Here is a 13,489-nt window from a genome sequence, read left to right as displayed (position 1 = left end):
GGCTTGCTCGCGATGCAGTCAACCCGGTATGCCTGTTACACGTTGTCGATCCAATCGCGAGCAAGCCCGCTCCCACACAGGTCAAGTGCGCTTAAATTCACACTGTCGAAAAGCGAATCCGGAACGCAGCGCCACCCAGCGGTGAGTCGTCCAGGGTCAGTTGGGCGTCGTAGCTTTCGATGATGTCTTTAACCACCGCCAACCCGATGCCCTGCCCCGGATGCTGCCGGTCCAGCCGTTCGCCACGCTGCAAAATACGCGCGCGCTGGTCGAGGGGCACGCCCGGCCCGTCATCTTCTACGCACACTTCAATGCCCAGAGCATTTCGATGCAGGCTGACCCGCACTTGCCGCAGGCACAGCCGGTAGGCGTTTTCCAGCAGGTTACCGAGCAACTCCAGCAAGGCGTTCTGTTCAATCGGCACATGGCTGAGCGGGGCAATGTCGTAGCTGACCTTGACCTGCTTGTCGCGATAGACCTTGTCCAGTGTGTTGCACAGGCTTTCAACCACCGGCAGCAGTTCAACCTGATGGCGCACCAGACCACTTTTACGCAAGCTGGCCCGCTGCAATTGATAGCTGATTTGCTGGTTCATGCGTTCAATCTGGGTTTGCAGCACTTTGGCCTGTTCACGCTCGGTGGGGCGTTGCGCCATGCTTTCACTTACACCCTGCAACACCGCCAGCGGCGTTTTCAGGCTGTGGGCCAGGTCATCCAGAGAATCTCGGTAGCGCGAACGCTGCTCACGTTCGCTTTGCAGCAAACGGTTCAGCGAGCCGGTTAAACGCAGCAATTCGCGAGGATGCTGCTCGCTCAAGCTCTCGCGTTCGCCGGTTTCGATTTCATCCAGTTCCTGACTTAAGCGCCGCAATGCCTGTAACCCCCACGTCAGACCGATCCACAACAGCGCCAGCAAAACAAATAGCGCCGCGCCAAACCCCAGGTAGAGGTTTTCGCGCAGTCCGGCGAGTGTCAGGTTGTATTCACGCATGGGTTGCAACGCCACAAAACTGAACGCCGCCGTTCGTCCCCCCAGCGATTTAACCTCAACGTCGTAGACAAAAAACTCCTGACCGCTGTCTTCCCGGATGCTTGCAAACTCATTACCGCGCCCGTCGTAACGGGGCTTGTAATTGATGTTTTCTTCTTGCGTGGCCCGCGAACGCCACACCAGGCGGCCGTCGCGGTCATAGATGTAGCCCAGCAAGCGACTGTCCGGCAGGTTGAGTTCCTCATCCGGCAACAAGGTCGGCATTTTGAGGTGGTTTTTTTCAACCTTCGCCGCCGAAATCAGCGTTGTCACATCAGAGGCCAGGCGCTGCTCAATGGCATCTTTGAGGGCAAGGCTAAACGCACCTTGCATGGCCGGCAGCAGCGCGAGCATAAAAAGGACGGCCAACAAGGTGGCCGCCAGCATTAACCGAACGCGAAGTGAACGTATCAACGACAGCGCTCAGTAAACAGGTACCCCAAGCCGCGTACCGTGTCGATTGGCTTAAAGCCGCTTTCCCCCTCAAGCTTGCGACGCAGGCGCCCGACCAGCACCTCGATCACATTCGGATCACGTTCCTCGTCATCCGGGTACAGCTGTTCCATCAGTCGGTCCTTGGCCACCACTTGCTGATGATGGCGCATCAGGTATTCCAGAATCCGGTACTCGTAGGCGGTCAGTGGCAACGGCTTGTCGTCCAGCACTGCTTGTTTGCGATTGATGTCGAGCACCAACCCACCCGCGACGATGGTCGACTGGGTGAAACCGCTGGAACGACGCAACAGCGCATTGAGACGGGCCTCAAGCTCTTCGAACTGGAACGGCTTGACCACGTAATCGTCGGCACCGGCCGCCAGCCCTTCGACTTTGTCTTGCCAGTTACCCCTCGCGGTGAGGATCAGGATCGGGAAGGTCTTGCCCCGCGCCCGCAACTGACGAATCAATTCCAGCCCGCCCATACCCGGCAAACCCAAATCAATCATCGCCAGATCGTGATTGAACTGCTCGGTCTGGTACAACGCCTCATCGGCATTGGCCACCGCCTCGACCACATGGCCGCTTTCAGTCAGACGGGTTTGCAAGTGATGGCGCAACAGCGCCTCATCTTCAACCACCAGCAATTTCATCGCGCTCTCCCAAGCCTTTCGCGTCACTAAGGACGTGAGTCCACCACCTATACATTTACCAGCCTAGCCTTTACAGAATAAGGCGTAGGCCCTGAACACACTCTGAACAATTGCACCGCCAGCACAAGGCCAGCAGAATGCACGCCATGAATAGATCTTCAGACTTGCCAGCCTGTTGCACGCCGCTTGGCTGCGACTGGCCCTTGCCCATTGCGCTGCCCGGTAGCGTATGGCGCAGCACCGCCTTCGACCCGGCGCAACTGACCCCGGACGACTTTACCCGCAGCGGTCTGCACCTGCCTGCGAGTATTCAACGATCAGTGGCAAAACGCCAAGCCGAATTTCTGGCCGGCCGCCTGTGTGCCCGCGATGCGGTGCTGCACCTGGACGGCACCCGGGCAACACCGGCCATCGGTGAAGACCGCGCCCCCGTGTGGCCCCGGCACATCAGTGGCGCCATCACCCACAGCCAGGGCCGTGCGGCGGCACTGGTGGCGTTAAAAAGTGACTGGCTGGGGTTGGGCATCGACCTCGAAAACAGGCTCAGCCTTGATCGCGCTCAACGTTTGGCCAAAGAAATCCTCACGCCGGATGAGCTGCAACGCATGGCCGCTGGCCCGGTTGAGGACCAGGCGCTGGTTGTCACGCTGACGTTTTCGATCAAAGAAAGCCTGTTCAAGGCCTTGTACCCGCTGGTGCACAAACGCTTTTACTTTGAGCACGCCGAAGTGCTGAGCTGGTCAAAAGACGGCCAGGTGCGCTTGCGGCTGCTCACGGACTTGTCTGAAGAGTGGCATCAAGGCAAAGAGCTTGAAGGGCAATTTGCCTTGATGGATGAGCAACTATTGAGCGCCGTCGCGATTAAAGCCAGCGCTGCACGGTGATCAGGTCGCTGAGTTGTAGACGTTTAGCGTCAGTTCCTCAATCAGCAGGTTCACCTGCTGATCTCTGGCCAGCGTAAGCTCGCTCCCCCTCTGCAACTCGACCTCATCGGACAGACCGCTTTCTTCAGAGAGTTTCGTGTAGTCGCGCTGATAGTCGGCCTCGATGGTTGCAAAACGATCGGCATAGTTGTTAAGCAGAAAAGTTCGCCAAAATTTTTCGTGAGTGATGGCGTGCATAAACGTCGGGCTGCCATCCAGCGCCAAAATACTCGCGCGTGCTGCTGCAATCTGCCCAGGGCTGACACCTGCAGTCGGCGCATACAGCATCGTCCTCGCTTGGGTCGGTAAATCAAGGGACTGAGCCAACTCAACACGGTAGAACAGGATCACTTCCGCGGCATCAGGATTGCCCCCCGCCGCCACCCGCCTGGCCACTTCAGCTTCCGACAGCAGGTCAACTTGCCTTAACCGGAACAAGCGCTTGGCCAGGTTGAACAACTCGGCTTCGCGCTGTGCATCGCCCGCTCGGTTTAGCGCCTCATGAACCAGGACTTCCACTTCCATGTTTTCCAAAAGCACCATGGCCCCATCCCCGCAGCTTCGCTCTTCACGGAAAATCCTGTTCAACAAGGTTTCGCGCAGCGCGGTATTGGCCAGCATTTGATCAATCAGTGTCCATACACGGTTTTTCAGGTTTGCCCACACCTGCTCACTCATCTTGTGGCGGTCATGTGCGAACAGCACAAGGGTCTGGAAAAAGTCGTTGACGTTGTCTCCCGCGCCTTGTAGCAATTGCCATTGCTGCGTTCTGGCTGCGGTTTGAGCCGGGCTGGCGTCACTTGGCAACCACGGCGAAACATCATTCGCCGCCGTCTGTGCTTGAGCGTTAAGGGTCATCTGATTAATGCCGTGCGCAAATGTCGGCCCGAAGCCAAAATCACTGTGGCCTTGGGCCCAATAAGCAATAAGACGTTCACGCGTTGGAGCATCCATCGGGTTACCGGAAATGGAGGTTGCCTGGTTCGCCCCAACCGTCCATTGCGGCTCAAACACTGCGTCAGGGATGGTCGTCATCATATTGTCTCTCAGGTTCGCCCAGTCGATATGAGGCAGCGCCCATAAACCATTGGGCCACTGGCTAATACCCGTATTGCTCAGGTCCAGACTGTGCAAATCAAGCATCTGACTGACGTCCGGGCTGATGCCCAGAGGGTTGCCACTCAGGCTCAGTGCCCGCAGGTTCGAAAGATTCGCCAGTTGCTGTGCCGTTTCGGGCGTGAGGGTGATGCGGTTGTCCATCAGCTCAAGTGAGATCAGCTGCGACATTTCGGCAATCGCGGGAGGCAAACGGTCAATTTGATTATTGGACATATCCAACAGGCGTAAGTGGGTGAAACTGGCGAGAAACTCATTCGAACCACTGCGCAAGTTCATCCCCTCCATCAGCAATGCGCCAACGTGGCTGAAATCACCGCTTATCGCGGGAAGGTCGCCGATATCCAGGCCAGACAAATCGAGCTCAAAGCCTACGATGTCACCGGTATCCTCCATCACAGAGAGGTCGCTTTCGCGGCGCCAGGCACTCTCGATCCTCTCCCTCGCCTGTGCACGATGCCCCGGAGCAGCGACACCCGCAGGATTCTCGCCCAACGGATAGAGCTGGGCTTGCTCCCAGGCCCTCAGTTCGCCTTGCAGCATTTGAAATTGAGTACGCCTTTGTACAAGTGCCGCCTCACGCTCGGCTGGCGTTGCGCCTAACGTATCGAGGAAGTCGATCGTGTCTTCATAGTCCATGCTCGGATACAGATCCCGCGCCTCGCGGATCAGCGACAAGGGATGAGTGGCGTTATCCAGCGTTACCGTTAACGGGTAAACCGTAAACTCACGATCAACATTCATCGGGGGTTTGCGCGGCGGTGCGGGCGGCTCCAGCCCCAACAGTTTTTTCAGGTTGGACCGGTGTGCGATAGCCAGTGCCTGAATCTTTTGGTTCAGGCTTTGCGTGTCACTGACATCCTTGACCCCAATTGCTGCCCGCTCAGTGGGTTCCAGCGCATGCAGAATCGACGACAGCAAATTATTGCCGTTCACAGACTCAGGGTTAACCGGCTGGCCTTCACGTGACCAGGCACGGTAACGACCATCGCGCAGGACCAACACCCGAGGGGCCGGGGCATCGTCGGCGCCAATACGGTCAAGCACCTTGCCGGTGACACTGGCGTCACGCACTTCAATGCTCACTTCACCCGGCCACCCCGGTAGCGACTTCAACAAATGCAGCGTGAGTTTTTCGCTGTCCTGCGTCGCCGTAGCGTTCAGGTACAAGCCCTCGTAGGCGCGGGCCAGCCTGACTTCTCTGGCCGTCCATTGCAGTTGCTCGGTGACACGCGGCGGCACCAGCCCTTTATCCAGGTAATGGATGCGCTCATGACGTGAGGCATGAAGGACCACGTGTTCGATAACGCTTTTGGGTAATTGCGGGTGCTGCTTTTGCACAAGCTGCACGTGCGGATCTGCGCTGTGCTCCTGATTTTCGTAGATCGATCTGAACAGGTTGGCTTCACGCTTTAACGCGTGGGCGGCAATTTTCTTTGCCAGGGCCAGCATCCAATTCTCAATAATCGGGTTGTACTCACCCAACAACGCACGGGTGTCGGCCTCATTGAGGTTCATCAGCAAGGTGCGCAGAAACCGCCCGTGGCGCGAGGCTTCAATGGAAATCCGGATACGCCCCAAGGCGCTGTCCAGATCAGCACCGTACTCCTTTATGACCGCGCCTTGGGCATCGGTTATTTGCAGGACTTTGTCACGGGGCCAGCCCGGCAGGCTTTGAATCAGCAGCAGTTGAAAATCGCCGTTCGCCTCAGACAGCGTGTGATGGGCCTGCATTTTTTTAACAAAGTCATTGATGTCATCCTCAATCTTGAAACGCTTCCAGGTGTCCATCAGCAAAGGCGGCGGCGCGAGGTTGTTCATGTGCACACGGCGCAATACCCCTTCATCTGTGTTGCTCACGGTCATGATCTGGCGCCCCACCTCATCGCTGAAAGTGAACCGCTGGGCACGCAAGCGACGCAATAACTTAAGCCCGTCCCACTGTTGCGGCCGCTCGGTTTGCTGACGCCAGGCGCCCTTGTAGTTGTGTTCCAGAATGGGGCTATTCACGCCCGGCTTATCGGGATGGACCATGCGCCATTTGTGAATCACGCGGTCAAACTCAACCTGGTAGACCGCGCCATGCAAGGCCACGTAAGCCTTACCCTGGATCTCGTAAAGCCCAAGCTCACCTGGCGGCTGATTACGGTCCAGAGACACGCGGCGTTCATACTGGGCCGTGGTGGTGTCCCACAGGTTCACCTCACCATTGGCCTGGCGATTGGCACGCATGGCATCACCCAGGGTTTGGCGCAAGCCGTCGATACCAGCGTCAGTTCCCCCCACTGTTTGACGCTCTTCATGGCTCAAAAAATGCCTGAGGGCCAGGAAAAAACTGTCAGGGGTCTGGGAATACGTGACTGACTCACCGCTGCGCAAGTCAGTGGCTTGATAAACCCCATGCCCCAGATGGGTCAGCACCACAGTGGTGTCATTTGACCCACTGGCCACAGGGGCTGGCAAGGAGGGCGTACGGGTTGCATCCACGACCACCAACCGGCGATCCAGCTTGTCGTGCAGTAACCCTCGGGCAAATTCACGTGCCCAAAGATCGCCATCGGGGTTGAAGGCACGACGGTGATACAGCGTGTCCAGGGCCTGATCCACCCGCAGCTTTGTCTTTAAGCGCTCGGCGGCATAGTCAAACGCCAATGGCTGGGCGTTATGCTCCAGCGCCCGCGTAACGGCGTAAGTATTGAACGGATGATCCACCAGCAACGTTTCCAGACTCTCAATAGACAACGCGGGGTTGAGCTCGTGCAACTTGGCCAACAATGCCGTGGTCGACTCCGACAGCGGGGGGCAGACCAACGGCAAATACTGTTTGGCCGGGTCTGAACTGGCCTCCGGATCACTGCGCTTGTGCCCCTCCAGTGCAGTAAGCGCTTTGAACAGCAAGCCTTTGTCCCCACTCGCCCTGTTGGCTATTTGCTCACGCACCGAGGCAATTCGGCCAGTTTTGCTGATATCGGGGTTGGCGTTACGCCCAAGGGGGGACGCGGCCGGCAGTTGATCCAGAATCAAGCTGAACATCTGCTCCACTTGGGCGCTGCCCTGGGTGGCATCGTGCCTGGCGACATACGTGCCATGATCCAGACGCTTGAGTTCAACGTGACTCTGAAAAGTTCCGGCCTGCGGGTCCTTGCCATACGTCTCGACCAATTGGCCCTGCTGGTTGAACACATCCAGCACGGTATCGGCCGGCCAGTCAGGCAACTGGGTCAACAGGGCCAGCACGGCACCGTCAGCGTTGGCCGGCATTTCTCCGCGCAACGGCAGCTCGTTGATGATCCTGTCGATCAACTGGTCCGCGTGCAAGCGGCGAACGCCATCGGCCAACGGGCCAGAGATCAGCTCGCCTTGCCAGACGTTGAGCAACTGCTCGCGGGGGGTGCCAGTAATGTCCAGCATCCGCTCAATACGCCCTTGAGCCACGTCAGCCAGGTCACCGGGCAACATGCGCTGCAACAGTTGTGCGTCGCCCAGCGCTTGAACATCGTCCAGCGCCAGGTGCCACTCCTGGTGCACGGGGTCGTATTTCACGGCAGGCGTGAAGGCTTGTGCGTTGTCAGCTTTCAACGCGTAATGTTGGGCCTTCGGGTCGTAAGTGACTTCAACCGCCACCGTCTGATCGCCCTCATGCACTTTGGCGTAAACCTTGCCAGCGAGCTCATACAGGCCTTCGCTGTTGGGTGTCAGGTTGTCGAGCGCGGCCGCCGCCAGGTGCGGGTAAGCCGTCAACTGCGGATTCCACAGCTCTGGCGTACCGTCCACTTTGGTGATTTTGCGCGGCTGGCCCAAGGTGTTCCAAAGCTTGCGCATCCGTTGACGGTGCACCTTGGCGGCTACCCCAATCAATCGGGCATTGATCAGCAGGTCTGCGGTATCGGCCATCGCACTGGCGAAGGTCGTGGACTCACCTTTCAGGGCCTCCTTCATGCCTTGCACAATGCTGTAGGCCAAAGAGCCGAACACAGCGACCTGCATGATCGTATTCAGCCCCAACACACCACCCGGCAAGGGCGTGGTCAGCAAGGCAAGTACCTCATTGCCCAGATCGCTCAGGGCCTCTTTGAACGCTTGCCAATCGCGTACGGATTTAGGGGTGGCCAGTTGGCTAAGGTTTGAGCGATAACGCTCCAGATGGCGTTGAGTAATGGCCTGGACAATGGGTAACGAGTCGCTCTCGTACTCTTCAACATACAGTTGCAGGCTGTCCAGGTCGGGCTCGGGAAATACACCTTTAAAACCGTCATATAGAATACTCGCCAGCCATGTGAGGCCTTTGGGTCTGGGCTCCTTACTCAACAATTGGCTGAAATAGCCCAAATCTTTCAACCCAAGCTGGCGCATAAACCAGCCTAACTGGCCTTTACCATAGTCACTTTTGAGCTGGTCACGAAACTGTGTAAACGCGCTGGATACATCCTGGTGCCAGCGCAGAGCGCCCCCTAAACGCTGCGGGAAATAGCTGAAAACGCCCCTTTCATCCTCCACCTTGATGATGAACAGCGGGAGGGGCACCTCGCCTGTACCCACATGATCGAAGATCTCTACGGTAGGGCCAAACAACAAACTGCGGTTTTCGTTTTCACCTGGCTGCCCATATATCTGCCCATATAAAAGTCTGGATTTCTTGGACGCACTCATTGAAACGGGCCAGATGTGCGGGGCTCTGTCGCCCTTTAACATAGCGGCCAACTTGCCATACTCACGCTGAAATATTTTTGCATACCAACCGTTTCGTAACGCTTCCAGCAACTCGAATTCAAAACTGGCACGCACCGCCACCTGCGTGCGCAGGGCCAACGACCCATGGGTGCCGACGGCCTCATCCAGTGCGGCATGCAACTGAGTACCTAAATCAAGCTGACGCACAATGGCAATAAACGGCCCCGCCGGTTGCCCTTTTAAATCACTGTTGTAGTCAATTCGGCTCGCCTGTTCATAGCTAAACGGCTTGAGCAGCACGGAATCTGTGCGATAGCTGAAGTTCTCACACGCGGCATCCCACAAGGACACAGACTTCACGTGTTCTTTAAATCTGGACTCATCCACTGCGCGTTTGGTACGTGGTGGAGCAAAGGTGAATTTGGATTCCTGAGCGGCGCTTTGATGTCCACCGATTCGTGCTAAATACTCTACAAAGTCCTCCTCCACATTTTCATGGTAGCGCGTATAAATTCGCGCCTTCTCGGGGTCGATATCCACCCCCAGAAGTTTTTTCAGCTCGCGCTTGAGCTGTGCCAGATGAGTGGTCTTGAACGTATCTTTTAGGCGCGTGAGCTCCTGATCCAGATCTTTTTGTGACTGCTCGCAGCGCTTGAACAGTTCGGGGTAGCGCTTTTTCTGTTCGAGCGTCAGTGAAGCGAAATGTTCTTCATAAATGGCCGACACATGAGCAAGGGCTTCTTTCTGCGCCCACTGGGTACTGGACAGGAGCAACGGTGCGCGTTGGCGAACCGAGGGTGATCGACTGGTCATGGCTATGACTCCGTTGGAGGAATGCGCCAACGTAGCAACCCCACCTGCGGGACGTGCTGTACATAAGTAACGGCTTGAAAAAGCAGCCTGTGACAGCGATCAATACTTGGGTTCGGGGATCATTGCGCCTGCAAACGGCGTCCCAGTGCGTCCATCAAATCGCAGCCATCGCGCAATAACAGCGCCGCAGCCTCAGTGATGTGTTTAAGGTCGACGCTGTCCGCGTTAAAGCCCTCAAGGCGGCTCACGCTTTCAAGCAAGTGCGTAACGGCCAAAATCCGCGCGGCGGCGTTGGCGTGAATCACATCGGGCGGGGTTTGGGTGTCGATCAACATGCACGGGATCAAGCAGTCGATGGCGGTCATGGGAATAGTAGTGCTCATAGGATGTAACCTCAGTAGTTCGCTAAGAGACCACCACCTCACCGTCGCCAAACGATCAGGTGGCAGCTGTACGCAGGTTGGCGAACCGAGAACTACTGAACCGGCAGACCCGAAGATCTCCCACGCACAGCTGCCATAACAGATTGTGCGCGTACGAAAACACCTGCAAATAGCGCAGAGCCTTCGCACATAGTTCTACGAGTCGCCAAACCCGGTCGCCATGTGGGCGACCGGGGGACTATAGGCTTCACGGTTGCGTGAGGCAAGGTATGAGCCCGAACCGCCGCCATGCTATGGTTTGCGCCCCCCATCCATGCCCCTGCCCCTTATGCCCGTGACTGCTCGCCACCTGCGTCTGGCCCTGTACACCCTGCTGATTGTGGTCGGCGCCGCTCTGGCTGGCGGCTGGGCGATGCATCAGGCCGAGCGCCATGCGCTGGAAGAAAGCGCCAGGCGCGGGCCCGAGCAGTTAAACCTGTATGCCAATTCTCTGCATACCTTGATTGAACGCTACCGCGCCCTGCCCGCAGTGCTGGCGCTGGACACCGAATTGATCACGGCCTTGAGTGGCCCGATGACGCCCGAGCTGCAATGCGCACTCAACCGCAAGCTGGAGCGCATCAACGGCGCAGCGAAATCATCAACCCTTGAGCTCATGGACCATACCGGGCTGGCCGTGGCGGCCAGTAACTGGAACACCGCCAACAGTTACGTCGGGCACAATTACGCGTTTCGCCCCTATTTCAAGCAAACCCAGGTCGAAGGTACCGGCAGCTTTTATGCCGTGGGCGTGACCAGCGGCATCCCCGGTTACTTTTTATCCAGCGCCATTCACGATGCCCAGGGTAAGTTTTTGGGCGCGATGGTGGTCAAGTTGGAGTTCCCGGAACTTGAGCGCGAATGGAGCCATGGCAACGACATTTTGCTGGTGAGCGATGCCAAGGGCATTGTCTTTATCGCCAACCAGCCGGGCTGGCGCTATCGCCATTTGCGGCCGTTGTCTGATCAGGACCGCAGCGAAATCACCGTCACCCGCCAGTACCACAAACAGCCGCTGACCCCGCTGAACACCCGCACCTTGCGCAGCTTTGACGACAGCAGTTTCCTGACCCGCACCGATGGCCCGGACGGCTCGCAAGACTATTTGTGGGAATCGCTGCCGCTCAGCGCCGAAGGCTGGACCTTGCATTTACTGCGGCGCCCGGACATCTCGGCCGAAGACCGCCGTAATGCGGCACTCGCCGGGGTTGGCCTGTGGCTAACCCTGGTGTTTTTGGGGCTGTTTTTGCTGCAACGCTGGCGCCTGTCGCGGTTACGCCAGCGTAACCGGGCCGAGCTTGAGCAACTGGTTGAAGACCGCACCCGCGACTTGCGCACCGCCCAGGACGGCCTGGTGCAATCGGCCAAACTCGCGGCGCTGGGGCAGATGTCTGCCGCGCTGGCCCATGAAATCAACCAGCCGCTCACCGCCCAGCGCATGCAGCTGGCGACCTTGCGCCTGTTGCTCGAACATGGCCGCATCGACGAGGCTTACCAGGCCCTGGCGCCACTGGACAACATGCTCACGCGCATGGCCGCACTCACCGGGCACCTTAAGACCTACGCCCGGCAAAGCCCCAGCGGCCTGCGTGAAAAGCTCGACCTGGCAACCGTCGTCGACCACGCCTTGCACCTGCTGGAGCCGCGTTTGCAGGAGCAAGCCATTGACCTGCACGTAGACCTCGCGCGCCCGGCCTGGGTGCGCGGTGACGCGATACGCCTGGAGCAAGTGCTGATCAACCTGCTGCGCAACGCGCTGGATGCCCTGCGCGACTCACCGAACAAACGCTTGCAGATCCGTATCGAGGCAGATCAACAAGTCTGGCAGTTGACCGTCAGCGACAGCGGTGGCGGGATTCGCGAGGAACATTTGGGTAAAATCTTCGATCCGTTTTTCACCACCAAGCCGGTGGGCGATGGACTGGGGCTCGGGCTGGCGGTGTCTTACGCCATCGTTCACGAACTCGGCGGCCGCCTGACCGCCAGCAACCAGGGCGAGGGCGCGCTGTTTACGCTGACGCTGCCGATCGCACAGGACTCTTGAAGCATGCTCAATTCAGTGATCGTGGTCGATGATGAGGCCAGTATTCGCAGTGCCGTGGAGCAGTGGCTAAGCCTGAGCGGGTTTAAAGTGCAGCTGTTCAGTTGCGCCGAAGACTGCCTGCGCCAACTGCCGCCGCACTTTGCCGGGGTGGTGGTCAGTGATGTGCGCATGCCCGGCATGGGGGGCCTGGCCCTGCTCAGCCAGTTACAGCAACGGGACCCGGACCTGCCGGTGATTCTGCTGACCGGGCATGGCGACGTGCCGATGGCGGTCGAGGCCATGCGCGATGGCGCCTACGACTTTCTGGAAAAACCCTTCAGCCCCGAAGCCTTGCTCAGCAGCCTGCGCCGGGCCCTGGAAAAGCGCCAGCTGGTCCTGGAAAACCGCCGCCTGCATGAACAGGCCGACCTGCGCGAACAGATTGACGGGCGCATGCTCGGTGTATCACGCAGCGTGCAGACCTTGCGCCGACAGATCATTGATTTGGCGCCATTACCGGTCAACGTGCTGATCCGTGGCGAAACCGGCAGCGGCAAAGAACTGGTCGCCCGCTGCCTGCATGACTTTGGCCCGCGTTCAGACAAACCCTTTGTGGCGTTGAACTGTGCGGCCATCCCCGAGCAACTGTTTGAGGCCGAGTTGTTTGGCCATGAAAACGGTGCGTTCACCGGCGCCCAGGGCAAACGTATCGGCAAGCTGGAATACGCCGACGGCGGCACGTTGTTTCTCGATGAGATAGAAAGTATGCCCCTGGCCCAGCAAGCCAAATTGCTGCGGGTGTTGCAGGAGCAAAAACTGGAACGTTTGGGCTCCAACCAGAGCATCCCTGTGGACTTGCGCGTGGTGGCCGCGACCAAACCGGATTTGCTCGACGAAGCGCGGGCCGGGCGTTTTCGTGAAGACCTGGCGTACCGCCTGACCGTGGCCGAACTGCGCCTGGCACCGTTGCGGGATCGCCGCGAAGACATTGCTCTGTTATATGAGGCGTTTGCCCGCCAGGCCGCAGAACGGCTGGGGCGCAGCGCCACGCCGGTGTCCGGGCCGCAACTGGCACATTTGCTCAGTCACCACTGGCCGGGCAATGTGCGCGAATTGGCAAACACCGCCGAGCGCCACGTGCTGGGGCTAGGCGAGCCGCAGTTCGATGACATTGACGCAGGCCAATCGCTGGTCGCGCAGCAAGAAGCCTTCGAAGCGCAATGCTTGCGGGCAGCGTTGACGCGCCACAAAGGCGATATCAAGGCCGTGCTCAACGAACTGCAACTGCCCCGCCGCACCCTGAATGAAAAGATGCAGCGCCATGGCTTGGTGCGCGAAGCGTTTCTGTAGGAGCGAGCTTGCCTCGCGATCTTTTGATTTTTTAAAAGATCGCGAGGCAAGCT

At 58.3% G+C, this 13,489-nt stretch carries 7 protein-coding genes; 3 read left to right on the top strand and 4 right to left on the bottom strand.

What is annotated here, in order from left to right; genetic code table 11:
• Positions 1-97: 97 nt before the first annotated feature.
• Together QMX84_RS23765 and QMX84_RS23760 are read right to left on the bottom strand one after the other, a co-directional pair.
• The gene (locus QMX84_RS23765; protein WP_262123696.1) at positions 98-1,444 is read right to left on the bottom strand and encodes an ATP-binding protein; all 1,347 of its coding nucleotides are present in this window, start codon (positions 1,442-1,444) and stop codon (positions 98-100) included.
• On the bottom strand, positions 1,441-2,118 hold the full coding sequence (locus QMX84_RS23760; RefSeq protein WP_048369693.1) for a response regulator: 678 nt from the start codon (positions 2,116-2,118) through the stop codon (positions 1,441-1,443). The genes QMX84_RS23765 and QMX84_RS23760 overlap by 4 nt, the downstream gene beginning before the upstream one ends.
• Positions 2,119-2,264: 146 nt before the next feature.
• Here QMX84_RS23760 and QMX84_RS23755 point away from each other — a divergent pair, with 146 nt between their 5' ends.
• Positions 2,265-3,002 carry a 4'-phosphopantetheinyl transferase superfamily protein gene (locus QMX84_RS23755; protein ID WP_262123695.1) on the top strand — a complete coding sequence of 246 codons (738 nt, stop codon included), beginning with the start codon at positions 2,265-2,267 and terminating at the stop codon, positions 3,000-3,002.
• Here QMX84_RS23755 and QMX84_RS23750 read toward each other — a convergent pair whose 3' ends face one another.
• Both QMX84_RS23750 and QMX84_RS23745 read right to left on the bottom strand, forming a co-directional pair.
• On the bottom strand, positions 3,003-9,641 hold the full coding sequence (locus QMX84_RS23750) for an NEL-type E3 ubiquitin ligase domain-containing protein (RefSeq protein WP_282364928.1): 6,639 nt from the start codon (positions 9,639-9,641) through the stop codon (positions 3,003-3,005).
• 119 nt (positions 9,642-9,760) lie between these two features.
• On the bottom strand, positions 9,761-10,024 hold the full coding sequence (locus QMX84_RS23745) for a hypothetical protein (protein ID WP_048369687.1): 264 nt from the start codon (positions 10,022-10,024) through the stop codon (positions 9,761-9,763).
• Between the two features lie 328 nt (positions 10,025-10,352).
• On the opposite strand from QMX84_RS23745, the gene QMX84_RS23740 reads away from it, so the two are divergent.
• A complete protein-coding gene (locus QMX84_RS23740) occupies positions 10,353-12,107 on the top strand; it encodes an ATP-binding protein (protein WP_282364929.1) in 1,755 nt (584 codons plus the stop codon).
• Between the two features lie 3 nt (positions 12,108-12,110).
• On the top strand, positions 12,111-13,436 hold the full coding sequence (locus tag QMX84_RS23735) for a sigma-54 dependent transcriptional regulator (RefSeq protein WP_282364927.1): 1,326 nt from the start codon (positions 12,111-12,113) through the stop codon (positions 13,434-13,436).
• Positions 13,437-13,489 lie beyond the last annotated feature (53 nt).

Source organism: Pseudomonas sp. PS01297, assembly GCF_029959305.1.
GTDB lineage: Bacteria > Pseudomonadota > Gammaproteobacteria > Pseudomonadales > Pseudomonadaceae > Aquipseudomonas > Aquipseudomonas helleri.
The sequence above is the reverse complement of the archived record's forward strand: the minus strand, read 5'-3'. Positions and strand labels throughout refer to the sequence as shown.

Bases quoted from the DNA above. Each gene is read 5' to 3' on its own strand.
- QMX84_RS23735 (WP_282364927.1), top strand. From the start codon at position 12,111: ATGCTCAATTCAGTGATCGTGGTCGATGATGAGGCCAGTATTCGCAGT.
- QMX84_RS23760 (WP_048369693.1), bottom strand. From the start codon at position 2,118: ATGAAATTGCTGGTGGTTGAAGATGAGGCGCTGTTGCGCCATCACTTG.
- QMX84_RS23745 (WP_048369687.1), bottom strand. From the start codon at position 10,024: ATGAGCACTACTATTCCCATGACCGCCATCGACTGCTTGATCCCGTGC.
- QMX84_RS23750 (WP_282364928.1), bottom strand. From the start codon at position 9,641: ATGACCAGTCGATCACCCTCGGTTCGCCAACGCGCACCGTTGCTCCTG.
- QMX84_RS23755 (WP_262123695.1), top strand. From the start codon at position 2,265: ATGAATAGATCTTCAGACTTGCCAGCCTGTTGCACGCCGCTTGGCTGC.
- QMX84_RS23740 (WP_282364929.1), top strand. From the start codon at position 10,353: ATGCCCGTGACTGCTCGCCACCTGCGTCTGGCCCTGTACACCCTGCTG.